This is a genomic window from Meridianimarinicoccus marinus (genome assembly GCF_040689105.1).
Lineage (GTDB): Bacteria > Pseudomonadota > Alphaproteobacteria > Rhodobacterales > Rhodobacteraceae > Meridianimarinicoccus > Meridianimarinicoccus marinus.
In genome coordinates this window covers 1-25,581 of sequence record NZ_JBFBVU010000029.1, presented here as the reverse complement: position 1 = coordinate 25,581, position 25,581 = coordinate 1, and the positions used below count along the sequence as shown (strand labels likewise).

Genomic DNA, 25,581 nt, shown 5'->3' with positions numbered 1-25,581 from the left:
GCGCAATTTTCTTGCATCTCGGTCCCGGTTGGCATGAACAATGTGTTAACATGACGTTGCGTCGTCAGATTATTTACGATGCCGAAGCCATAAAACCGGGGAAGTTCAGTGGGAAAAATCGAGTATCTGCCTATCGCCAGTGCAACGCAAACCAACACGCAGGTATTCGACAGCTTTCTTCGACCCCTTGACGGCAGCAGCCTGGCGGCTTTCGCGGCACTGTTGCGCCAGTTCAGCCTGACCTTTGACCCACTGGGAGCGGCACAGCCCGTGACCCTCGATCACGCGGGGTTCCGCCTGACCGGAAGCGGGCTTGCGACGCTGCCCGGCCAGATGGCCCCATGGCTGGTGATAGCCGACCCGACACAGCCGTTGCTCGAAGTGCTCAGCGACGGCACCGCTACCCAGTTGCGCTTTGTCCAGGCATCGCGCGGGTTGGATCTGACGGCGGCCACAAGCGGCGACACCGCCGCAACCGCCGATCAACTGGGCCGGGTGCTGACGCTGTTGTCCTCCTATCGCGATGGCCTGCTGGATGCGGATGCGTTGGCCACAGGGCTGGAGGGCGAAAACGTCACCGCGCTGGACAGCGCCCTGGCCGCGCCTCTGGCGGCGCAGGCGGTGGTGCCCTCGGCGGCGGCGTCGATGGGCGTCAACCTGGTCGGCGATGGCAGCGACGAGACCCTGACCGGCACCGATTTCGACGATGTGATCGACGCGCGGGCGGGCAATGATTCCGTCTCGGGCGGGCTGGGCGACGATACGCTGATCGGCGGCGGCGGGGCCGACACGCTTTACGGCGAACAGGGCGACGACACGCTGGACGGCGGCTTCGGCAACGACCTTCTGTTCGGCGGATCGCAGAATGACACCCTGTCGGGCGGCGACGGCAATGACCAGCTGTTCGGCAACTCGGGCGCCGACATCATGGATGGCGGCAACAACTCGGACAGCTATTTCGTGGACCGGTTCGACACGGTCACCGACACCGGCACCGCGGGCTATGACAAGGCCACGATCCAGGATCCGACCGGCGTCGTGCTGGACCTGACCGGGTGGAGCGGCATCGAGCGGATCAACGGCAACGATGGCGACGACACCATCGACGGCTCCAGCCAGACCGCGACCCTGCTGCTGTCTGGGGCCAAGGGCGACGACACTTTGATCGGCGGCTCGGCCAGCGATGCGCTGATCGGTGGCGAGGGCGACGACACCCTCAGCGGTGGCGCGGGCGATGATCTGCTGCTGGGATCGACCGGAAATGACACCTATTCGGGCGGTGCCGGCAACGATGTTCTGATGATCGGCGAGGATGGCGACATCGTCACCGATGGCGGGACCGGAAATGACAAGGCAGTGATCTACAATCCGGCCGGGGTCACCCTGTCGGTGGGCGGCTGGAAAAGCGTCGAACGCTTCACCGGCTACACTGGCGATGACACCATCGACGCCACCGGCGGCACCACACGCGTGGTGCTGTCGGGCGGTGATGGCGATGATACGCTGACCGGCAGCGATGTGGCCGACACGATCTATGGCGGGAAAGACGACGACACGCTGGACGGCGGTATCGGCGACGATCTGCTGGTCGGCGGCACCGGCAACGACATCCTGCGCGGGGGCGAGGGCGACGACCTGCTGTTCGGCGGCGCGGGCAACGACACCTATACCGGCGGCGATGGCGACGATGTCATGCTGATCGGCGAAGACGGGGATTCCGTCACCGATGGCGGCGCGGGCAACGACAAGGCGATCATCTACAACCCGGCGGGCGTGTCGCTGTCGGTCGGCGGCTGGCTGGGGGTCGAGCGGATCTCGGGCTTCACCGGCGATGACACCATTGATGCCACGGGCAGCAATGTGCGGTTCACCATGGTCGGCAACGGCGGCAACGACCGGCTGATCGGGGGCTCCAAGGGCGACACCATCTTTGCCGGGGATGGCGACGACAACGTGTCGGGCGGCGGCGGCAATGACGTGCTGATCGGCGGCGCGGGCAATGACACCATCGAAGGCGGCGCCGGCGACGACTTCCTGCTGGGGGGCGCGGGCCGCAACACCTATGTCTTCGGCGATGGCGCCGGCAAGGACGTGGTGGTCGGCTTCAAGGATGGCACGGACCTGATCCACCTGGCCGGGCATTCGCAGATCAGCTCGCTGTCGGATCTGGACATCACCCAGATGGGCACGCACACGGTTGTCCGGGCCAAGGGCACCACGGCGCATCAGTTCACGCTGGCCGATTTCGATGCCACAAAGCTGACCACCGCCGATTTCCACTTCGGCATCACGCCGGGGGGACCGGCGCAATTCACCGTGGCGCTGAAGACTGACACCGGGGTGTCGGCCAGTGACAAGATCACCAGCAACGCCGACCTGATCGCCACGATCCAGAGCACGGCGGCGGTCAGCCAGGTGCTGGTTTCGCTGGACGGCGGCGCCTTCGTGGCGATCTCGGAAACGCCGGACGCCACGGGGAAGCTGGACCTGACCAAGGCGAGCCTGGACTCCGCGCTGGGAACAAGCCTGTCGGACGGTCTGCATACGGTGCATTTCGCGGTGGATGACGCCAACGGCGCCCGCAGCATCTCGCAGGCGCTGGATTTCACATTCGACACAACGGCGCAGACCTCGACCGCAGCGCTGGCGCCCAGTTCGGATACAGATCCGGTGGGCGACAACAGCACCTCGCTGGCCAAGGTCAAGCTGGTGGGCACGGGCGAGCCCGGCGCCACCGTTTCCGACGGCACGGTCTCGGCACTGGTCAAAAACGACGGCAGTTTCGCGCTGAGTGGGGTGGCCGTGGCCAAGGGCGCCAACACCCTCACGCTGACCACCACCGATGCGGCGGGCAATGCCTCGACCCTGAGCCTGACCATCACCGGGGTCGATCCGGTGGCCAGCGACACGCCGGTGCTGACGTGGAACCAGATCGCGCTGGACAGCATCGTTGACAACGCGGCCGGGGCGACAACGGCCAGCCGGGTCCTGGCGATGCAGTCGGTTGCCGTCTATGACGTGATCGCGGCGCTGGACGGAAGTTCGGCGGTGATGGCGGATGTGGATGCGCCCGCAGGGGCCGATCTGGCGGCGGCGGTCTCGGTCGCCTCGCACGCGGTGCTCAGCTATGCCTTCCCGGCCTTCGCGCCGGAACTGGACACGCATCTGGCCACAACACTGGCAGCCATCGGCGATGGTCAGGCCAAGACCGACGGCATGGCGCTGGGGCAAAGCGTGGCCAGCAAGGTGATCGCGATCCGCGGGCAGGACGGCTGGGATGATTTCGAGCCCTATCCCGGCAGCGACGTGCCCGGCGAGTGGCGCGAAACCGGCCCGTTCTACAATACCGCCGTGACGCCACAATACGCCACCATGGATCCATGGTCGCTGCAATCCACCGATCAGTTCCGGCCCGGCGGCCCGCCCAAGCTGACCAGCAAGGCCTATGCCGATGCGGTGGCTGAGGTGGCCGATATCGGCTCGCGCAACAGCACCACGCGGACCACCGATCAAAGCGAGGCCGCGCAGTTCTGGAAGGACGCGCGCGGCACCGAGACCACGCCGGGGCACTGGAATTCGATCGCGGCGGATTACCTGGCTTCGCAGGGGCTGGGATCGGCCGAGAACGCCCGCACCATGGCGGTGCTGAACATTGCCATGGCCGATGCGATGATCGCGGCGTGGGATGCGAAATACACCTTTGACTACTGGCGTCCCGAGGATGCCATCCGCGAGGCCGACAGCGACGGCAATCCGGCAACCGTGCAGGATGCCACCTGGAACCCCTATCTCTTTGCCCCGGCGCATCCGGAATACGTGTCGGGCCACGGCGCCGCCTCGGGGGCCGCAGCCGAGATCCTGACCGACCTCTTCGGCACCCAGGCCTTCAGCACCGAGTCGCTGGGCCTGCTGGGCACCACGCGCAGCTTTGCCAGCTATTGGGAGGCCGCGCAGGAAAACGCCGACAGCCGCCTCTGGGGCGGGGTGCACTATGATTTCTCGAACCAGGACGGGCTGACGCTTGGTCAGACGGTGGCCGACTGGGCGATGGCGGCCTTTACCTCGACCACCGATTCCGCGCCGCCGGTCATCGTCGTCGACAGCTTCCCGGATTACGTCGCGAACCAGCCCATCGACCTGACCGGTGCCGCGCTGGACGCGCTGTCGGGGCTGGCCGGGCTGACGGTGTCGGTCAACGGCGGGGTACCCACGGATGTCGGCACTGATGCGGCGGGCAATTTCGCCTACACGCTGAACGGGCTGGCGGACGGCCAGTACGATCTGGCCTTCCGCGCCACCGATGTGGCCGGCAACCAGAGCGCCACCCTGAACCACACGGTGCTGGTGGATAGCCTGGCGCCCAGCGTGACGCTGACCAGCACCGATGCCAATGGCGACCTGTCGGGCATCGGCGCCCGGCTGACCGGCACCATCGACGGCACCGGATCGCCGGTCATCGCGCTGGCCTATCAGATCGGCGGCGGCACCACCGTGCCGATCTCGTTCAACAGCACCACCGGCGCGTTCGACACCCGGCTGAACCTGTCCGGCGTTGATGCCGGCGATCACACCGTGACGCTGATCGGTGTCGATGCGGCGGGCAATTCGCTCTCGCAGGACATCGACCTCTCGCTGACCACAGCCGTGCCCTTCGTGGTGACCCAGAGGTATCCGGCCGAGGATGCCAGCGATGTCGGCTCGACCTTCCGGCCCGAGGTGCATTTCTCGCGCCCCGTCGATGCGACCACCCTGACCACCAGCACCTTCTACATCACCGACACCGGCGGCGCGGTTCTGCCGTCGCAGGTCAAGCTCAGCGCCGATGGGCTGAAAGCCTGGCTGTTCCCGGCGCAAGCCATGCCCGGCGCCAGCAAGATCACCGTTCATTTGGACGGCGACAACATCAAGGCCACCGACGGCGCGGTGCTGGACGGCGACGCCGATGGCGCGGCGGGGGGCGGCTTTGCCAGCAGTTTCTCCACCGTCTCGACCGCGGCAGTGTCGAACACCACGATCACCGGTTATCTGGTTGATCCCGGCAATGATCTGAAGCCGATGACGGTGGACGATTACTCGCGCGGCCCGGACGGCACCGATTTCACCGATGACGATGTGTTCAAAAGCCCGATCGAAGGCGCCGAGGTCTATATCCTGGGGCTGGAGCAATTCAAGGTCACCACCGACGCCACGGGGTATTTCGAGCTGACCAACGTGCCCTCGGGCAACGTCAAGGTGGCGCTGGACGGACGCACCGCAACAAATCCGCCCAACGGCATCTTCTGGCCCGAGATGGTGATGGATGCGACCATCATCGCCGGGCAGGAAAACACCCTGATGGCCGCGCAGGGCACCCCCGAACAGCGGGCGGCGGTCGAGGGCCGGGGCGAGGTCTATCTGCCGCGCGTGCCCAGCGAGATCCTGACCGATCTGTCCGACACCGCTGAAACCCAGATCAACGTGCCGGTGTCCGCCGCGCAGGATCTGACCGCCGAGCAGCGCAACGCGATCCAGCTTGTGGTGCAGCCCGGCACCGCCGTCGATGAACACGGCGATCCGGTCAGCAACGCGCAGGTCGGCATTTCGACGGTGCCGCCGGAACTGGTGATGGACATGCTGCCTGCGGGCATCATGCAGCACACCTTCGACCTGACCATCCAGGCCCCCGATGCGGCGGTCTTCACCACGCCGGCGCAACTGACCCTGCCCAATGTGTTCAACGCCGCGCCGGGCACCAAGCTGAACCTGCTGTCCTTCGATCACACCACCGGACGGCTGGTGATCGAGGGCACCGGCACCGTCAGCGCCGATGGCAAGACCGTCACCACCGATCCCGGCACCGGCATCACCAAGCCCGGCTGGCACGGTATGACCCCGCCGGGCGGATGCGGCGGCGACGGCGATGCGCCCGAGCAGCCCGATGATCCCTCGCCGGCGGACATGACCACCTATTCCGATCCGGTCATTCAGGCGTTGATGCTGGGCGATGGCGGCAATGTCGTCTTCACCCGCAGCTTCAGTGCCGAAGCTGCCCTTCCGAATACGCCGACCCCGCCGCCCGGCGGCGCGGACTGCGATCCCCCGGCCCCGGCGCAGGACACGGCCACCGAGAAACAACCCGACAAGGTCATCAAGATCACCGTCGACGGCAAGGCCGCCGAGTATCTGAAACTGACCGGCAGCATCAACGGCTTCAGCCACACCGAGAACCTGAAGGCCGGATCCGGCAAGACCGCGAAATTCGAACTGACGTCAAAGACCTTCACGGAAATGTTCGGCGCCAAGAAACTGGCGGATCCCAGCGTGATCCAGGACATCTTGTACGCGTCCTCGGTGGTGATCGAGACCACCAAGACCAACACCGACGGCTCCAAGGACACCACGATCGAGAAGATCGTGCTGTCGCGCCTGATCGACGTCGCGGATGACGATCACACGGCGCCGACGCTGGAGTTCTCGGAAACCGTCAGCACCGGTTCCGTCAAGCGAGATCGCCCGATCAAGATCGAAGCGGGCGCCGATGCGCCGACCCTGAAAAGCACCGGAAGCAACGAGTTTTCCGTGGATGCCACGGGCAAGGTTACCTTCGATCCGAACGCGAACGGCGCACGGACCGGCAAGCTGGCGGTCGAATTCAACGTGACCAACGGTGACAAGTCGAAAACCGCAAACGCGCTGGAGCTGGCCCTGAAGGGCAAGGGCGCACCGATTCAGAAAATCCTCGTGGACGAGGCCGAGATTGCCGCCGCCCTGAAGGTGATCGCGGATGGCACCGACCCGAACATCACGGCAAACACGACGGCGGCCGAGAAGGGGCTGATCGACAACATAGCGCCGCCGCCGCCCGTTGGTCCCCCGGCCCCGAATACCGAGCGCGCGGATCTGGCAAAAGCCATTCGGGATCGCGTCAAGGATTTCTTTGATCCTTACAAGGAGGGGATCCTGCTGGGCGCCTCGGGCGATGCCAACCTGATGGAAATCGACTTCAGCAGCAAGGCGCCCACTGTTCGCGGCGGCAAAACCTTCTACACGTTCGGAACAGTTGGAACGACGACGCAACGTATAGATAATACGGGTGATATCAAGGCGCTCGTGACAAACAAGGACAAATACGGAGCGCCCGAGCAAGCCTTCCGTCTCGATAAGGCAATCAACCAGAGCTACACCGATCCCGGCGATGTCAGCATCTACATGAACTCGTTCTTCGAGATCGCCAATTTCACGACCGCCGACCAGATCCGGAACTCGGTTGCCAAGACGATTACCCATGAATTCGGGCACACGCTGGGCCTGCGGCACACCCATACGTCCAACAACAACATCACGGTCAACGGGGTTGCGGGCGTCAAGGACATCATGAAACAGGGTCTGGACAATGCCGGCACCCTGGTCGTCACCGCGATCACGGCGGGGGCCCTGAAGCTTGCGACCAATATCGCCTATACGGCGGCGGATGCGGCCAAGGCGTTGAACTATTACGTGGCGCATTTTGCCGAGAAGGCCAACGGCTTTGACCTGCATATGGTGGGGGCGGCGCATGCAGACGGCGCCTATCTTGATGGCTCGCCCGGACTGGTCGAGGAAGAGGTCATCCCGGACCCGATTGTCGGCACCGTTGCCGCGATTTTCGAGGCGGGGACGGGCGTCCTGGTGACCGGACTTGCCGATTTCGGGTTTGTGGCCGTTGATGGCCCAGGCGGGCAGGCGGTCACCAAGACGTTCCAGATCATCTCTCTGGGCACGGATCCATTGGTCATCGATGATGTTGCCGCGGCCAATGCGCTGTTTGCCGTCACCAATTTCACCGGACCCGTGACACTGAACACGGGCGAGGTCGCCACGTTCGATGTGACCTTCGATCCTTCCCACAAGGGCACGGTCGCCGATCAGTTGACCGTGTCCTGGAACCAGGATTCGGGCGATCAGGTGATTCAGCTGACCGCCAGTGGCGTTCTGCCGACCCCGTCAATTTCCGTCACCAGCGACACTTCGAACCTGGGTGGCGTGGATCGCGGCGCGACGGCCACCCAAGCCGATATGTTCACCATCACCAACGACGGTCTGCAGGATCTGGTGATCGACGGCATCAGCCTGGATCCGGGCGCCGCGTCGTTCGGCCTTGTCGGGGTGCCGACGGACCTGGCGACCAATCCGATCACGCTGACCACGGGCGAGTCCTTCTCGTTCGGCGCGTCGTTCAAAGGGGTTGCACCGGGATTGGCACGGGGGGCGGTTTCGATCTCGTCCAATGACCCGAACACACCCAGCTTCGAGGTGGCCGCTGTCGCGACCTCCTTCGACGGGCAGCATTATTTCGACTGGGGCAATGACTTCATCGCGGTGGATATCGCGGGCGACGTGTTGCGGACCAAATCCGACGACGATGGCAGCTTCAGCCTGTTCCTGCCGTCGCAGGAAGACTATACGATCACGGTCTTTGATCCCGACAGCGGGCTGGTTGCAGTCAACTACGGCACCACGTCGCCTTCCGGGCAGGGCACCGATCTGGCCTCGGGGCTGGTGTTCCGGCCCTCGACGGCCGAGGACAAGGATTTCGACGGGCTGGCGGCAGACATCGAGCACGCGGTCGGCACCTCGGACATCAACCCTGACAGCAACGCTGACGGCATCTCGGACTTCAACGCGGTTCTGTCGGGGATCGAGGCGCTGGACCCGTTTTCGACCAACCTGGGCGTGGTGCGCACGCTGGCGCTGAACGGCGAGGTCAAGGCCATGTTCGCGGCCCGCGATCAGGCCGCCGATGGCTCGACCACCGATCCGTTGCTGGTGCTGACCGCCACCGGGCTGTCGGTGATCGACGTCACCGACCCGCGCGCGCCGACTGTGGAGTCCGTCACCGCCATCGCCAAGGTTCGCGACGGAGACTTCGACGCGGCGCTGGACCTGATGGTCGTGGTCGCCACCGATGGCACCACCCACATCTGGGATCTGAGCGACACCAGCGCCCCGGTGGATCTGGGTGAGCTGACCACTGGCGCGGGCCATGTGGCCGCGCGCGACGGGCAGGCGCTGATCTCGGTCAGCGGTGCGGTCAAACTGTTCGACCTGACCACCGGCGACGAGATCGAAAGCATCTCGCTGGGCAGCAATGTCGCCTCGGTCCGAGGGCTGGTGCAGGAGGGCGCCTTTGCCTATGCGCTGGACAACCGCGGCACCCTGCATGTGATCGAACAGCTGGGCGATCAGCTTTTGCTGCGCGGATCGGTGAGCGTCGGCCTGTCGGCGGCAGAGCGCAAGCTGTTTGCTGGCGACGGCGTGGTTTATGTGCCGGCCTCCAACGGGTTCCAGGGCGGCTATGTCACGGTGGACGTGTCCAGCCCCGACGCGCCGTCGGTCATCAGTGGCGCGGATGACACCTCGCTGGGCGGCAACGCCATTGCCCTGAACGGCGCCGGGCGCGGTCTGGTCGTCGGCGATCCGGGCGGCGTGTTCGGCGTGGATGCCATCGATGTCATCAACACGTCCAGCCCGGCCAATACCGGCAGCTTGATCACCCGCTACACAGTGGACAGCAAACCCACCGATGTGCTGATCGCGGCGGGCGTCGGCTATGTCGGCGCGGCCGATGGCAAGCTGCATATCGTCAACTTCCAGCCCTTCGACACCAGCGGCGTGGCGCCCCAGGTGTCGCTGATGTCGGCGGATGTGGACATTGACCCGGCCACCGCCGGGGTGCAGATCCTGGAAGGCAGCCTGATCTCGCTGGATGCGATGATCACCGACGATGCCGGGCTGAGGTCGGTGTCGCTGCTGGTCGACGGCGATCCGATCATCGTGGACCTGTCCTATCCCTTCGACCTGAACGCGCGCATTCCGCTGCTGGGCAGCGGCGAGACCAGCCGGCCGATTTCGCTGCAGATACGAGCCACCGACACCGGCGGCAATGTCGGGCTGAGCACGCTGATCAACGCCGAGATCGTGCCGGATACGATCCCGCCGATGCTGGAATTCTCGACCCTCGATCCCGGCGCGCTGTACGGCCGGTCCAAGCGCGGCTTCAGCTTCACCTTCGATGAAGCGCTGGATCCCACAATCGATCTGGCGGCGGCGTTCCAGTTGACCGGCCCGTCGGGGGTGGTGACGCCCGCATCGATGCTGTTGCGGTCGGGCGACCGGACGGTGTCGCTGACCTACCCGGTTTTGGAAGAGGGCAGCTACACCATGGCGCTGGTGGGTGGCGCGATCACCGATGTGGCCGGCAACGCCACCTCGGCCACCGACCAGACCTTCGACTTCGAACTCGGCACCTTCTCGAACGAATGGACCGGGGCGGCGGGCGACAACCTGTGGGGCACGGCAGGCAACTGGACCACCGGCGTGGTGCCCGATGCCACCGACGATGTGTTCGTCGGCAATCTGACCGGCGAGGTCGTGTTGCGCAACCTTGGCGATGTGGACCTGAAATCGCTGGTGGCCGAGGCGCCGCTGCGGATTTCCCACGGCACCCGGCTGACGACCGAGTTCGATGCATTGCTTGAGGATGTGACGCTGGAGTCGCATACGGCGGCGCTGGAAGTCGGCAGCATCGGCCAGATCGACATTCTGAACCTGACCCGTGGCACCGTGGACGGGCCGGGCATGATCAATATCGAGGAAGAGCTGAACTGGCGCGAAGGCACCTTTGGACAGGGCGGGCTGCTGACCGTCGAGAATGGCGCGCTGGCGCGCTTTGGCGTGGACTATGACCCCGAAGCCGACGTGCCCTATCCGACGACGCAGCGCCTGTATCGCGATCTTTTGCTGGAAGGCAACGGGACCGTCGGGGCCGGGCAGCTTCGACTGGGTCTGACCCAATACAACCCGACGCTGGCACAGAACGAAACCATCGGCGGGCGGCTGACCATCGCGGCGGGGTCGGAACTGGAACTGACCAACTTCAATTCCGACATTCTGCTGAACTCCCACTTTGGCGGCGCCGGGGTCGAAAACCTGGGCACCCTGCGCAAGACCGGCGGCGGCACCTCGCAGGCGGCGCCGTTCAACGACACGCTTGGACAGGTGGTGATCGAGGACGGCTTCGTCTCGATCCCCTCCGGGGCAACACTGCGGCTGACCGATCAGGACGACCTTGCCCAACTGAAAGGGCTGAAGATCGACGGCGGCACCCTGATCCTGGACAGCGATGTGACACTGGGCGACTTCCAGATGGCCAGCGGCACCGTGCAGGGCGTGGGCGACCTGACTCTGACCAGAACCGCGCTGGTCACCGGCGGCACCTTCCGCGGGACCGGCGACATCGTGGTGCCTGATGGCGAGACGCTGAAACTGGGTCAAACCTATGACCCCGAGGTCTATCCCTCGACCGGCTACATCACCATGGCCCGCGATCTGGACGTGTCCGGAGATGTGATCCATGCCAATGCCAATCTGGGGCTGGGCGACGCCGTCTACGACCCGACGCTCGGGCAATACGTCTATACCGACAGCGCGATCACCGTGCAGAGCAGCGGCGTCTACACGTTCAGCAGCCCCTTCGCGGACATGAGCGTCAACTCCCCGGCGCAGAACACGGCCTCGGGGATCAGCAACGCGGGCGGCATCGTCAAGACCGGCGGCGGGGCGGCAGGCGCGGCTTTCATCGGCGCGCAGACCGGCACCTTCGATTTCCGCGATGGCATTCTGGAAATCACCAACGGCACCTTCACCCTGACGCAGGCGCTGATAGACGCGGGCTTTGACCGGTTGCAGATCGCTGGCGGCACCGTCGTTCTGGACGAGGATGTGACCCTGACGGAACTGACCATACAGGGCGGATCGCTGGAAGGCGCAGGCTCGGCCACGGTGCAGGACATGAAATGGAACGGCGGCGAAGTCTCGCTGGCCGGCGGTCTGGATATTCCAGCCGGGGCAACGGCCACCCTTGGCAACCAGTATTACTATTTCTCCGTGCCGACGCTGGCCACGACCATGACCGTCGACGGTACGCTGACCATTTTCAACAGCGGCCTCACGCTGGGCGCCTCGTTGACCGATGCCGGAACAACGACCCCGACCCCCACCGCGGGCATCGTCCAGTTGAACGCCACCGGCGTGGCCGAATTCCATGGCCAGACATACCTGAACGACGGGCTGAACGACGGCACCCTGTCGGGCTTCACCGGCACCGGGACCTTGCGCAAGGTCGGCGCGAGCACCTCGTCGCTGATGGTACAGGATTTCGCCGGAACCATCGACGATCCCCATGGCCAGTTCCTGTTCAACACGGGCTATTCGACGATCACCCAGGCCACGCTGGACGGCGGGCTTTCGGTGCTGAAGATCGACGGCGCGACCGTGATGGCCAACGAGGATCTGAGCATCGACACCCTGTCGCTGCTCAACGGACGTCTGGATGGTACCGGCAGCCTGACCGTCAACAGCCAGATGGACTGGACCGGCGGCAGCACCAATGGCAGCGGAGATCTGGTGATCGCCAGCGGCGCCCATGTCAACTTCGGCGACACCGCCACGCCCAACGCCTATGTGCGCTATCTCTATCTCGGGCGCGACATGACGATTCAGGGCACGGCCGACATGGGCAATGCCTTTGTGTATCTGGGCAACCGGTACTACGACCGGGCCACCCAGGCGACGATCACGCAGCCGGGCTTTTTGACCGTCGATACCGGCGGCACCCTGGATTTCCAGAACACGCAAGGCGACCTGCGCATCTATAATCACGCCTATTTCGCGGCAGGGGATGCGATCGGGATCGTCAACCTCGGCGCCATCACTGCCAGTGCGGGCACCCAGACGACCCGGCTGACCATGGCGCGTCACGAAGGCAGCATCACCGCCGCCGACGGGCGCTTCGAAATCGACGCGGGCGTGTTCGAAGTGGATCAGGCGACCGATGATGGCATCTTCGCCATCGCCGATGTGGTCGGCGGCACCGTCAACATTCTGGAAGACGTGTCTTGGGCCGAGTTGACCATGGCGGGCGGCACGCTGTCCGGCCCGGGCGACCTGACCCTGACCAGCGCCCTGAACTGGAACAACGGCACCTTGTCCGGCGATGGCAAGGTGATCCTTGCGCAAGGCGCCAACGGAGAGATCGGGGCCGGTGCGGCCAGTACCGCGACGCTGTACCTGCAACGCGAACTGGTGGTCGCCGGAGACGCGGACATGGAAGGCGCGCTGCTGCGGCTGGGCAATTATGTCTACGACGCTACGCAGGGGCTGAACATCAACCAACCGGGGGTTCTGACCATCGATCCCACCGGCACCCTGCGCCTGATCGGGGACAATGCCAATTTCAGCAACTACCGCAGCATCGGCCCGGCGGCCGCGGCCGGCAACCAGATCGACAACAACGGCCAGATCATCAAGGACGGCGGCGGCATCAGTTCGGTCTCGAACGGGGTGCAACTGGTCGGCTCGGGCAGCTACCTGACCCAGGACGGGGTGTTCGAGGTGCGCAGCGGCACGACGCTGGTCATCAACGGATCGGCCGCTCTGTCGCACATCCGCCTGAATGGCGGCACCCTGGACGTGACCGCCGACAGCAGCATCACCGATCTCGAGGTCGTGGCGGGCACCGTGACGGGGGTCGGCGATCTGACCATCACCGGCGATTATCGCCAGACCGGCGGCACGCTGACAGGCACCGGGACATTGATCATCGGCACCGGCGCTGCGGCGCAATTCGGGCCCGAGTACACCGGCGTCAGTGCCGCATCCCACATCTCGCTGGACGTGGCGCGCGACCTGACGATCCAGGGTACGGCCACCGTCGAGCAGGCGTATCTGCGGCTGGGCGTCGCCGGCACGCCGCACGCCGGGGTCGATGTGACCATCGCCACGGGCGGCACCCTGAACATGGAAGGCGCGCATGCGCGGTTGCAGGACTACCGATCCTCGGCAGGCTTGCCCAATGCGGTCATCAACAACGGCACCATCCAGAAAACCGGTGATGGCGTTGCCGAGATCGACCCGACGATCGCCTTGTCAGGCAGCGGCAGCGTGTCCGCACCCACGGGCCAGATCACCACGCCCGCCGGAGATGTCGGCAGCTTCACGCCTCCGGCCACGACGCCGATCTATGCCGATACGGTGGGCAACGGGGTCACGCGGGTCGTGACCGCCGCCGACGGGGTCACCGACATCTCGGTCACTGGCGGCGTGTTGCAGGTGGACGAGGACATCACCCTTGCCAACCTGTCGATGACCAACGGCCGCATCGAGGGCACCGGCATCATCACCGTCACCGGCCGTTTCGACTGGCAGGGCGGCGAGTTCCGGGCGGGAGGCGAGGTCATCGTCGCCGCCGGCGCGCAGGCGGTGCTGGGCGAGGCTCTCAACGTCGAGGCCCCGGTCAACCACGGCAGCCTGTATCTGGGCCGCACCCTGACCATCGCGGGATCCGCGGTGCAGGAGCAGGCGACCCTGCGGCTGGGATCGACGCAATCGGGCCCCGACACCCACGGCATCCTGAACATCACCAGTACCGGCAGCTATGAGGCGCGCGATTTCAACTCGGACATCTATCGCTATCGCGATGCCAGCGACGGCACCCTGTCCGAGATCATACTGGACGGCAGCTTCACCAAGACGGGCACCGGCCAGACTCGCCTGAACGGCCTGCCGGTCTCGGGCAGTGGCACGCTGTCTCATGCCGGAACCGGCACCGGCACCCTGTATCTGGACAACATGACCACTACCATGGACAGCCCCGGATCCACGCTGACCGGCGATATCGAGATCTCGGGCGGGCGGTTCATCATCGACGCGGATACCGATCTCAGCGGTCTGACCAGCCTGCGGGTCATCAACAGCACGCTCATCGTCTCGGGCGATGTCAGCCTTGCAGGGCTGATCCTGCAAGACAGCACCATGCATGTGATCGATACCCTGACCGTGACCGGCAGCTACACGGCCTATGCCTCGACCGTGACGGGGGGCGGCGAGGTGATCGTCGATGCGGGCGCAAGTGCCGAGATCCTGTCCAACCGGAGCTATCCCACCAATCACTACCTTGGGGTCACCCTGACTGTCGATGGCGACCTTGTGGTCGATGGCAGCGTGGTTCGGATGGGTCAGTCGTACTATGACAGCACCCAGGCGCAATACGTCTCGTTCGGCGGCCGGGTGGACGTGGGCACCACGGGCAGCCTGACCCTGCGCGGCGATTACGGCGATATCGTGCTTGGCCAGACCGTTGCGGGCGTCACCGCCGAGGTTGTTGTCGATGGCACTCTGATCAAGGAAGGCGGCGGCACCAGCAATATCTACGGGGTCCAGCTTGGCGCCACTGCGACCGTGCAGATCGTGGACGGGGTCCTGGAATTGACCGGCGGGACGCTGGATCTGACACAGGCAATGGTGGACGCGGGCCTGACCGACATCGCGCTCAGCGGCGGCGAATTGGTGATCACCGAGGACATCACGCTGACCAGCCTTGCGATCTCGGGCGGCACTCTGTCCGGGGATGGCGATCTGACGATCACCACCGCGCTGACCACCACTGGCGGCGGCACCTTGAGCGGCGGGGAGATCATCATCGCCGATACCGCCAAGGCCGAGATCGGCAGCTACTACTACAGCGCCCTTGGCCGTAACCTGACGGTGCATGGCGAGGCTGAAGTGACCAATGCCATGTACCTGGGCGTACAGACCTATGACCAGACACTGGCGCAATATGTCTACACCGGCGGCGTGCTGGATGTGTCGGCAACCGGCACCCTGCGGGTGTCCGGTGCGGGCGCGATCCATCTGACGACCACGCCGCCCGCGGGCACCAACTGGGGCGTGACCTCGACCGGGACCATCGTGTCCGAAGTGCCGGAACTGAACATCCCGCTTCTGGATGGCAGCGCCAGCAGCTTCCAGCTGAACAACGGGGTTATTGTGCATTCGCGTGGCGATCTGCTGCTGACCCAGGCCATGGTCGATGCCGGGCTGACCGGACTGAAGGTCACCAGTGGGACTGTCACCGTTGACGAGGATGTCACCCTGCCGCGCCTGAGCCTCAGCGGCGGCGAGGTGAAGGGCACGGGCACGCTGACGGTCAGCCAGGACTTCGACTGGGTCTCCGGTACCATGAGCGGCACCGGCGTGACCCATCTGGCCGATACCGCCGACGTGCTGTTCGGATATGACCCCGCCACCACCACCGCGTCCGGATTCGGATACCTGACCCGCACGCTGGAGATCGAGGGCGATGCCGACCTGGGCAACATGACCCTGTCGCTGGGCCAGCGCGGTATCTATGACAGCACCACGGGCCTGTATGCCTTCGACCACGGGGTGGTGTCGGTGCTTGGCACCGGGATGCTGACCATCAACGGGGATCGCAACAGCATCAGCCGCAGGTATTCGGGCTATGACGAGGACGACAGCGGGGTCGCCAACGCGGGCGCCATCGTCAAGACCGGCGGCGGCATCTCGGCGATATCGCTGCTGTCCAACACCGGCACCTTCGATTTCCAGGACGGGATTCTGACCCTCAGCGGCGGAGAGCTGACCTATTCGCAGGCATTGATCGACGCGGGCTTCACCGAAATCGTGGTGCAAAGCGGCACCTTCACCGTGTCCGAGGCGCTGTCGGTCGACAATCTGACCGTCACCGGCGGCACGCTGATCATTCAGGACGATGTGACCGTCCTGCAGGCGTTCGACTGGCAGCACGGCACCATCGAGACCGGGGATGCGACGCTGACCATCGCCGACACCGCCACGGCCACGTTCGGCCTGCCCTTCGATCCCGAAAACCCGTTCAGCAGCCACACTGTGAACCTGCGCGGCGACATGGACGTGGCGGGCACGGCGGCGTTCGGAAGCGTGCAACTGTATCTTGGCCAGTCCACCTACAATTCGCAGTTGCGTCAGTACGAACAGAAGCCCGGAACGCTGGACATCCTGTCCACCGGGGTTCTGACCATGGACGGGCCGCGGGCGGATATTCTGGTCAGCTCGTTCAACAACGGGGTCACAACCGGCGTTGATGTCGGGGTCAACGTGCAGGGCACGCTTGCCAAGATCAACGGCGGGTCCAGCGAGGTGCCGCTCTACGGCGACAATACCAGCGGCACCTTCCAGCAGGTTTCGGGACAGTTCGCGCTGACCGCGCCCTGGCAGGACTCGGGCCTCACCGAGGTGGTGCTGACCCCCGAGATGGTGGCCAACGGGCTGGATCACGTGCGGGTCGAGGATGCCGTGCTGTACGTCGGGCAAGATCTGTCGGTCGGAACGCTGGAACTGGCAAACAACGCGGCGCTGGCCGGGCCGGGCGATGTCACCGTCACCGGCGGGTTCGAGATCAGCGATGCCTCGCTTCTGGGGACCGGGGATCTGATCCTCGACGCCGCTTCGGTCAGCCGCTTCGGTGAGGCCGCGATCCCGGATCAATACGATGTCGCCGAGGCGATCCTGATTGCCCAGACCGTCGAGGTGCGCGGCACCGCGATCATCGAACAGGCCGACATGCTGCTGGGCGGCAGTCAGGCCAGCGGAAATGGCTTCTTCGACACCGACGCCTTCCAGTTCGTGACCGATCTGGACACTGCCGCGCCGGGCACCCTGGTCATTGCCGATACTGGCACGGTTGAGTTCTTTGGTCCGCAGACCGATTTCGACCTGGGCAACGACGCCCCGGCCACTGCGGCCAGCGGCATCAGCAATGCCGGGACCATCCTGAAGTCGGGCAGCGGCACGACCACCATCAACACCGGCATCGATTTCGACAGCACCGGCATCATCCAGGTGATCGGCGGCAGTTTCGACGCGCCGGGCACGGTGTTCGACTTCGGGATCTGACGAAAGTCACCCCGCCCCGGCGTTGCGGCCGGGGCGGGGTTTGGCAGCGGCTCAGGCCGCCAGCGGCAGGATGCGCTGATCGTCGGCGTCAAAATAGAACGCGTCGTCGGGATTGTAGCCCAGCGTCACGCGGGCGCCGACCGGCGTGTTGTCCTGCCCGAACAGGCGCACCGTCAGTGTCTCGCCCTGATCGGTGCGCACCAGCAGGTTGGTGTCGCCACCCAGACGTTCCACATGGGTGACCTCGCCCGAGATCTGGCCATCGTCGCGGAAGGACAGGTACTCGGGGCGGATGCCCAGTGTCTGGCCCGCAGGCAGACCCGCCACCGACCGCGCCAGGAAGTTCATCGACGGCGACCCCAGGAACCCGGCCACGAACTTGTTGGCGGGATTGTTGTACAGGTCCATCGGGCTGCCCACCTGTTCGATCCGGCCGTCGCGCAGCACGACGATCTTGTCGGCCAGCGTCATAGCCTCGATCTGGTCATGGGTCACATAGATCATCGAGGCCGACAGGGTGCGGTGCAGGGCCGCGATTTCCACCCGCGTGTTCATGCGCAGGGCGGCATCCAGGTTGGACAGGGGTTCGTCGAACAGGAACAGCTTGGGATCGCGCACGATGGCCCGGCCGATGGCCACCCTCTGACGCTGACCGCCCGACAGTTCCGAGGGACGGCGCGCCAGGTATTTGTCCAGATCCAGCATCGCGCTGGCCTTGCCGACACGCTCTTCCACCACTTCCTTGGACTGGCCTTCCTGTTTCAGGCCCAGCCCCATGTTGTCCTTAACGGTCAGATGCGGATACAGCGCGTAGGATTGGAACACCATGGCGATGCCGCGGCGGGCGGGCGGCACGGTGTTCACCACCTCGTCGCCAATGGTGATGGTGCCGCTGGTGGCATCTTCCAGCCCCGCGATGACGCGCAGCAGCGTTGATTTCCCGCAGCCCGAGGGGCCGACGAAGACGACGAATTCACCTTCTTCCACGGTCAGGTTGATGTCTTTCAGGACATGAACGGGGCCGAAGGACTTGTTGACGTTTTCCAGTTTCAGGGCGGTCATTGCAGGTCTCCCAGAGAAATTGTTTGGCCGGTGCGGATGCTGTCATCGGCGGCAAGGCAGATGCGCAGGGATTGCACGGCGTCGGTCATGTGACGGTCGAGGTCGGTATCATTGGCGATGGCGTCGAGGATCCAGGCGGCTTCGGCGTCGCAAAGCGCCTGGTGGTCGGGCTCATCAGGCAGCTCGATGCGGCGGTCGTTGCCAAGGCGGTGCACCAGCAGGCCACCGACGCGGGTGTGGCCGCCGATGTCATCGCTGTCGCCCTTGTCGGCATCGACGATGGACACCGCGCCATTGGGGCTGACCACATCCTTCACGAAGAAGGCGGTTTCCGACATCATCGGTCCCCATCCGGCCTCGTACCAGCCGACGGACCCATCGTCGTAGATCACCTGGAACTGGCCATAGTTGTACATGTCCGGGGCGATCTCGTCACTCAGCCGCACCCCCATGCCATGGACCCGCACGGGGGTGGCATCGGTGATCTGGCACATGACGTCGACGTAGTGCACGCCGCAGTCCACCAGTGGAGAGGTGGTCTTCATCAAGGCCTTGTGGGTCTCCCACGCAGCCCCTTCGGACTGCTGGTTCAGGTTCAGACGGAACACATAGGGGCCGCCAAGGGCGCGGGCCTCGGCGATCAGCCGCTGCCAGCTGGGGTGATGGCGCAGGATATAGCCGACCCCCAGCTTGCGGTTCAGGCGTCGGGCGGTGTCGGCGACGCGTTGCGCGTCACCGGCCGTGCCCGCCAGGGGCTTTTCCACGAAGACATGGGCGCCCGCTTCCATCGCCGCCACGGCATAGTCGGCGTGGCTGTCGGTATAGGTGGCGATCACCACCAGCTCCGGCTTGGTCTGGGCCAGCGCTTCGCCATAGTCGCTGAAGCGCGGGTAGTTGGCCAGGGCGTCGGGCAGATCCACCGGCGAGCGGTTGACGAGCCCCACGACTTCGGCGTCTCGGTGGGCATGGTGCGCCAGCGCGTGGCTGCACCCCATGTTGCCCAGTCCGGCGATGAGAACCCTCATTTCACCGCCCCCGAGGTGATGCCGCGGATCAGTTGCCGCGAGAAGATCACATAGAGGATCATCACCGGCAGGATCGCCATCGACAGGGCCGACAGAACCGCGTTCCAATCCGTCACGAACTGGCCGATGAACACCTGGCTGCCCAGGGTCAGGGTCTTAACCTCTTCCGCAGGGGCCAGGATCAGCGGGAACCACAGGTCATTCCAGATCGGGATCATGTTGAACACCGCGACCGTGGCCATGGCGGGCCGCACCAGCGGCAGAACCAGCCGGAAGAAGATCTTGTATTCGCTCAGCCCGTCGATCCGCCCGGCGTTCTTCAGGTCGTCGCTGACGCCCTTCATGAACTCCGACAGGATGAACACGGCCAGCGGCAGACCTTGCGCGGTGTAGACCAGGATCAGCGCCCACAGGGTGTTGACCAGCCCGGTCGAGACCATCATTTCCAGAATGGCGACGGTGCCGATGCGGATCGGGATCATGATCCCCAGCGCAAGGTACAGCCCCATCAGGGTGTTGCCCTTGAACCGGTACTCGGCCAGGGCAAAGGCCGCCATGGCGCCGAACAGCAGGATCAGGGTCAGCGAGACCACGGTGACGATCATCGAGTTCTGGAAGTACAGGAAGAAATCCCCCTGTTTCATCACGGTCTCGTAGCCGATCATCGAGAAACTCTCGGCATTGGGCAGGGCCAGCGGTTCGCGGAAGATGGCCTTGCGGGTCTTGAAGCTGTTGATCAGGATCACGAAGACCGGGAACAGCGCGATGATGGTGTAGGTGATCAGCACCGCGTGTGCCGCGAAGGTGGTGCCCAGATTGGTTCTTGATTTGCTCATGTGTCCGCTCCTCAGAACTGGTAGCTGCGCAAACGGCGCTGGATACCGAACAGGTAGATGCACACGCCCACCAGGATGATGCCGAACATGGCCGAGGCGATGGTCGATCCCATGTGCGGATCGCCAAGCTGAAGCTGGAACCCGAAGAAGGTGCGGTACATGAAGGTGCCCAGGATGTCGGTCGAGAAATCCGGCCCGGCCAGCGCGCCCTGGGCGGCATAGATCAGGTCGAAGGCGTTGAAGTTGGCGACAAAGGTCAGGATCGAGATGATCCCGATGGAGGGCAGGATGAGCGGCAGCTTGATCTTGAAGAAGGCCTGCAAGCCGGTGATGCCGTCACATTCGCCGGCCTCGAGGATCTCGTCGGGGATCGACAGCAGGGCCGCGTAGATCAGCATCATCGGGATCCCGACGTACTGCCAGACGGATACAAGGCTCAGGGTGGTCAGGGCGTATTCTTCCTTGCCCAGCCACGGCTGGTACAGGAACTTCAGGCCGATGGCGTTGAGCATTTCAGGTGCAATGCCCCAGATCGGCGACAGGATCAGTTTCCAGGCGAAACCGACGATCACGAAGGACAGGATGGTCGGAATGAAGATCGCCGACCGGTAGAAGGCCGAGAACCGCAGCCGGGGCGAGGACAGGATCGCCGCAAGGGCGACACCGATCGGGTTCTGCACCAGCATGTGGATGAGGAAGAACCAGGCGTTGTTGCCAAGCGCGTTCCAGAACTGATCGGACCAGATCGCATCGCCAAAGAGGGTGCGGAAGTTCTGCAACCCGACCCAGACGCGCTGCTGTTCGATCTCGGAAAACAGGGACAGGCGCAGGGTGTTGAACAGCGGGTAGATCATGACCGCCGTGTAGACAAGGACGGCAGGCGCCAGGAAAACCAGAATGTGCCACCTGACTCGGGGTTTGGACGGCGTCGCCATCGGTAGTCTCCTTCGAATTTCGGGGGAGGGGGGTCCCCGGGCGGAGAGATGCGCCCGGGGCAGGTCAGGTCACGCTTATTGCTGCGGCGCGTACCAGCTGGACAGGCCGTCCTGCAGACGCTGGGCTGCGTCTTCCGGGCTTTCCTCGCCCTTGATCACGGCGACCGAGGCGTTCCAGGTCTCGTTTTCCAGGTTCGGCGTGCCGCGCGACAGGATCTGGTAGGTCGACCGGATCGAGCTTTCGCACTTGTCGCGCCACGAGATGAACTCCTGCGCCAGCGGATCTTCCAGGTTGACCGGCGCGTTGGACAGCGGGAAGAAGCCCGGCAGCGCGTTGGCGAAGATGTTCGAGAATTCCGACGAGGCCACCCAGTTCAGGAAGGTCGCGGCCGCTTCGGGATGCTCGGTGGCGGCGTTCATGCCGATGCCGATGTCGGTGTGATCCGAGATATAGCAGGTGTCGCCCGCATTCGGGACCGGCGGGTTGAAGGCGCCCATCTCGAAATCGGCCTGCGCGTTGAAGCCCGAGATTTCCCACGACCCGGCCGGATAGATGGCGGCGCGGCCCAGGGTGAAGATGTTCTGGCTGTCGGGATAGGTCTGTGCCTCATAGCCGTAGCCCAGATAGTCGCCCCATTTGGCCAGCTGGCGGAACGGTGCGACCCAACCTTCGTCGGTCAGCTTCTGCTCGCCGGCGAGCAGCGCGTTACGGCCTTCTTCACCTTTCCAGTAGTTCGGGCCGATGTTGTTGTAGCCCATGGTGGCAGCTTCCCACTGGTCGTTGGTGCCCATCGCCATCGGGGTGTAGCCGCCGTCTTCCGCGATCGCGTCCAGCACTGCAAAGAACTCGGCTTCGGTGGTGGGAACTTCCAGGCCAAGCTCGGCGAAGGCGTCCTTGTTGTAGATGAAGCCGTGGATCACCGAGGCCATCGGCACACAGTAGGTGGCGCTGCCGTCATCGGTGGACCAGCCGGATTTGGCCACATCCGAGAAGTTGGCCATGCCCTCAAGGCCGCTCAGGTCGGTCAGGTGGCCCGCGTCATACAGCGCCAGCGAGGCGTCGAAGGGGCGGCAGGTGATGATGTCGCCGGCCGAGCCCGCGTCCAGTTTCGAGTTCAGCACGGCATTGTATTCCGCCGGGGCCGAAGGGGTGAACTTCAGCTTGATGCCGGGGTGTGCGGCTTCGAACGCGGGAATGATCTTGTCCTGCCAGATGGTCAGGTCGTCGTTGCGCCAGCTTTCGATGATCAGCTCGGCATCCTGCGCCATGGCGGCGGTGCCGCTCAGCAGCGTGGTGACAAGCAGCGCGCCCTTCAGTGTGTTGAGTTTCATGTTTCTCTCCCTTGGGTTGGTCGTTTGATGAGGATTCAGGGTGTCTTTGCAGCCGTGGTCAGGCAAGCGTGAAGCCGTCCGCCTGCCTCGGCCAGCATCCTGCGGGCGGTGTCGGGGTCATGGCCCGACGCCACCAGCACGGCGCATTTGGTGTTCCAGTCGCAGGCTTTCAGCGCGTCTTGCGCCGCTTCGGGCGCGACGCCGGTGATTCGGCTGACGATGGTGGCCGCGCGCTTGCGCAGCTTGATGTTGTCGGGGATCAGGTTGACCATCAGCCCGTCATGCACATGGCCCATCAGCACGCCGGCCTGCGTGGACATCATGTTCAGCGCCACCTTCTGTGCGGTGCCGGCGCCCAGCCGGGTGGAGCCTTCGATGATCTCGGGTCCTGTCGGCAGGGCGATGGCCACATCGGCCATGGTCAGAAGCGGCGATCCGGGCACATTGGCAATGGCCACGACCGTCTGGCCGCGCGCCAGTGCCGCCTCGGCGAAAGCAATCGCAAAAGGAGTGGTGCCGCTGGCGCTGACCACGATGGCCAGATCGCCAGGCTGCATTGTCGCGACGGCGGTGGTGGCCTCGGCAGTGCTGTCTTCCGTGTTGCCGGGCATGGCGCCATCGGCGGGCACGCCCCCGGCCATGCAGATGCGGATCTGGTCCTGTGCAACCCCGAAGGTGCCGGGCAGTTCGCAGGCATCCGCAAGCGCCATCAGACCCGAGCTTCCCGCCGCCGCCCAGAACACCCGGTGCCCGGCCGACAAGGCCTTGGCCAGATGTGCCGCCCCGGCGTCGATCGCCGGTTTCGCATGGGCAACGGCAGCCACCGCTGCCTGCTGGGATGCCAGCATGGCCGACAGGGCTTCGTCCCGCGACAGGGCGTCGAGGGGCAGGATGCCGGATGCGGTGGACGGTGCGATGCTCAAGCTGATTCCTCCTTCAGTTGCCACAACAATACCTAAACAATACCTTTTGTCTACCAATTATTTTGCAAACTGCGGTTTCCCTCCTAAATCGGCTGTTTTTGCCTGCTTGCGCCGCAATTTCTGTTGGATTGGCTAAAAAGGTATGGTAACGGTATCTTATGAGCAGCCAAACTGAATACCAAATTTGCGCCGTTGATGGCGGAGGAACCGGATGCCGGGCGGTGATCGGGCGTTCGGACGGTGAGATTCTGGCGCGGGCCGCAGGTGGCCCGGCCAATTATACAACCAATCCGATACAAGCTACCGAAAACCTGCGGAAAGCTGTGGATCAGGCATTGTCGCTGGCCGGATCCGGCGCGCTGCCGTTGGAGCGGACCGTGGCGCATGTGGGGCTGGCCGGAATCATGTGTGAAGATGATTCGCAGGCGTTGGCGGCGCAGCTGCCGTTCGCGCACTGCTCGGTCTCGGACGATCGCCTGACCTCGGCCCTGGGCGGGCTGGGCGACCGCAATGGCGCGTTGCTGGCCATCGGCACCGGGTCTTTCGCCGCGGGTCGGCGCGGGGCGTCGGTGCGCTTTCTGGGTGGCTATGGCTTCAAGGCTGGCGACCAGGCCTCGGGCGCCTGGCTGGGGCGGGAACTGTTGTGCCACACGCTGCTGGCCTGCGATGGGCTGGCCGAGCCTTCGGATCTGACGCGCGCGGTTTTTGCCCGCTTCGACGAGAAGATCCATCGGCTGGCAACCTATTCCGCCACCTCCGACCCGTCGCAATTCGCCAGTTTCGCGCCACAGATCGTGGAGGCCGCCGGGGATGGCGATCCGGTCGGGCAAAAGGTGATGCGCGACGGGGCCGCCTATCTGAACGCCGCGCTGGACGCGCTCGCGCTGAAGGAAACGGATGCGGTTTGCCTGATCGGTGGGTTGGGGCCGCATTACGCGACCTATCTTGCCCCCCGCTACCAGGCGCTGATCGCGCCGTCTCAAGGCACGGCACTGGACGGCGCCATGACCCTGGCCCGCAAACATCTGGAGACAGCGTCATGACCGTAGCGGAATTCCTCGAACCGGAGGGGTGGTTCCATCCCGGCGCCGGACCCCGATACATGCAGCTGTGGCAGCGCCTGAACGACGGCGTGTCCCGCGGCATCCTGCAGCCCGGCAGCCCGCTGCCCGCCGAGCGCGAGATCGCCGCGATCACCCAGATGTCGCGCGTCACCGTCCGCAAGGCCTTCCAGATGCTGGCCGACGAAGGCACCATCGTCCAGAAGCAGGGCTCGGGCTCGTTCGTGGCGTCAAAGCCCGAACGGATCGAGCAGACCCTGTCACGGCTGACCTCGTTTTCCGAGGACATGACCCGGCGCGGCAAGACCTCGACCTCGCGCTTTCTGGAGCGCGGTTTCTTCATGCCATCGCCTGACGAGATCACCTCGCTGGGCCTGTCGTCCGAGGATTCGGTGGCGCGAATCGTGCGGCTTCGGATGGCCGATGGCGAGCCCATGGCGATCGAACGGGCCGCACTGCCCACCGACATCCTGCCCAATCCCCTTTCTGTCGAGACCTCTCTTTACGAAGTGCTGGAGCGTGACGGGTTCCGCCCGGTCCGCGCGCTGCAGAAGATTTCTGCCATCAATCTGTCGGCCAAGGATGCCGCGCTTCTGGCGGTGCCGGTCGGTGATGCCGGCCTGATGATCGATCGGACCTCGTACCTGGAAAACGGG

9 protein-coding genes are annotated in these 25,581 nt (G+C 64.7%); 3 read left to right on the top strand and 6 right to left on the bottom strand.

Annotated features, from left to right (window positions below; genetic code table 11):
- Nucleotides 1–108: 108 nt before the first annotated feature.
- A complete protein-coding gene (locus AB0T83_RS16885; RefSeq protein ID WP_366194398.1) occupies nucleotides 109–17,751 on the top strand; it encodes an Ig-like domain-containing protein in 17,643 nt (5,880 codons plus the stop codon).
- Nucleotides 17,752–17,802: 51 nt separating this feature from the next.
- On the opposite strand, the gene AB0T83_RS16880 is transcribed toward AB0T83_RS16885, so the two are convergent.
- From AB0T83_RS16880 to AB0T83_RS16855, 6 genes are all read right to left on the bottom strand, one after another.
- On the bottom strand, nucleotides 17,803–18,813 hold the full coding sequence (locus tag AB0T83_RS16880; RefSeq protein WP_366194397.1) for an ABC transporter ATP-binding protein: 1,011 nt from the start codon (nucleotides 18,811–18,813) through the stop codon (nucleotides 17,803–17,805).
- The gene (locus AB0T83_RS16875) at nucleotides 18,810–19,838 is read right to left on the bottom strand and encodes a Gfo/Idh/MocA family protein (RefSeq protein ID WP_366194396.1); all 1,029 of its coding nucleotides are present in this window, start codon (nucleotides 19,836–19,838) and stop codon (nucleotides 18,810–18,812) included. The genes AB0T83_RS16880 and AB0T83_RS16875 overlap by 4 nt, the downstream gene beginning before the upstream one ends.
- Nucleotides 19,835–20,674 carry a carbohydrate ABC transporter permease gene (locus AB0T83_RS16870; protein ID WP_366194395.1) on the bottom strand — a complete coding sequence of 280 codons (840 nt, stop codon included), beginning with the start codon at nucleotides 20,672–20,674 and terminating at the stop codon, nucleotides 19,835–19,837. Before AB0T83_RS16870 ends, AB0T83_RS16875 begins: the two co-directional genes overlap by 4 nt.
- A gap of 11 nt (nucleotides 20,675–20,685) precedes the next feature.
- A complete protein-coding gene (locus AB0T83_RS16865; RefSeq protein WP_366194394.1) occupies nucleotides 20,686–21,609 on the bottom strand; it encodes a carbohydrate ABC transporter permease in 924 nt (307 codons plus the stop codon).
- A gap of 75 nt (nucleotides 21,610–21,684) precedes the next feature.
- A complete protein-coding gene (locus AB0T83_RS16860) occupies nucleotides 21,685–22,941 on the bottom strand; it encodes an ABC transporter substrate-binding protein (RefSeq protein ID WP_366194393.1) in 1,257 nt (418 codons plus the stop codon).
- 35 nt (nucleotides 22,942–22,976) lie between these two features.
- Complete coding sequence (locus tag AB0T83_RS16855) at nucleotides 22,977–23,864, bottom strand: N-acetylmuramic acid 6-phosphate etherase (RefSeq protein ID WP_366194392.1); 888 nt, start codon at nucleotides 23,862–23,864, stop codon at nucleotides 22,977–22,979.
- Between the two features lie 158 nt (nucleotides 23,865–24,022).
- On the opposite strand from AB0T83_RS16855, the gene AB0T83_RS16850 reads away from it, so the two are divergent.
- On the top strand, nucleotides 24,023–24,907 hold the full coding sequence (locus AB0T83_RS16850; RefSeq protein WP_366194391.1) for a glucosamine kinase nucleotide-binding domain-containing protein: 885 nt from the start codon (nucleotides 24,023–24,025) through the stop codon (nucleotides 24,905–24,907).
- Nucleotides 24,904–25,581 (top strand): GntR family transcriptional regulator (locus AB0T83_RS16845; RefSeq protein ID WP_366194390.1); only part of this gene is annotated, 678 nt, incomplete at its 3' end. The genes AB0T83_RS16850 and AB0T83_RS16845, both read left to right, overlap by 4 nt.

Excerpts from the sequence above, each read along its gene's own strand:
- AB0T83_RS16880 (WP_366194397.1), bottom strand. The coding sequence starts at position 18,813 with ATGACCGCCCTGAAACTGGAAAACGTCAACAAGTCCTTCGGCCCCGTT.
- AB0T83_RS16875 (WP_366194396.1), bottom strand. The coding sequence starts at position 19,838 with ATGAGGGTTCTCATCGCCGGACTGGGCAACATGGGGTGCAGCCACGCG.
- AB0T83_RS16870 (WP_366194395.1), bottom strand. The coding sequence starts at position 20,674 with ATGAGCAAATCAAGAACCAATCTGGGCACCACCTTCGCGGCACACGCG.
- AB0T83_RS16865 (WP_366194394.1), bottom strand. The coding sequence starts at position 21,609 with ATGGCGACGCCGTCCAAACCCCGAGTCAGGTGGCACATTCTGGTTTTC.
- AB0T83_RS16860 (WP_366194393.1), bottom strand. The coding sequence starts at position 22,941 with ATGAAACTCAACACACTGAAGGGCGCGCTGCTTGTCACCACGCTGCTG.
- AB0T83_RS16850 (WP_366194391.1), top strand. The coding sequence starts at position 24,023 with ATGAGCAGCCAAACTGAATACCAAATTTGCGCCGTTGATGGCGGAGGA.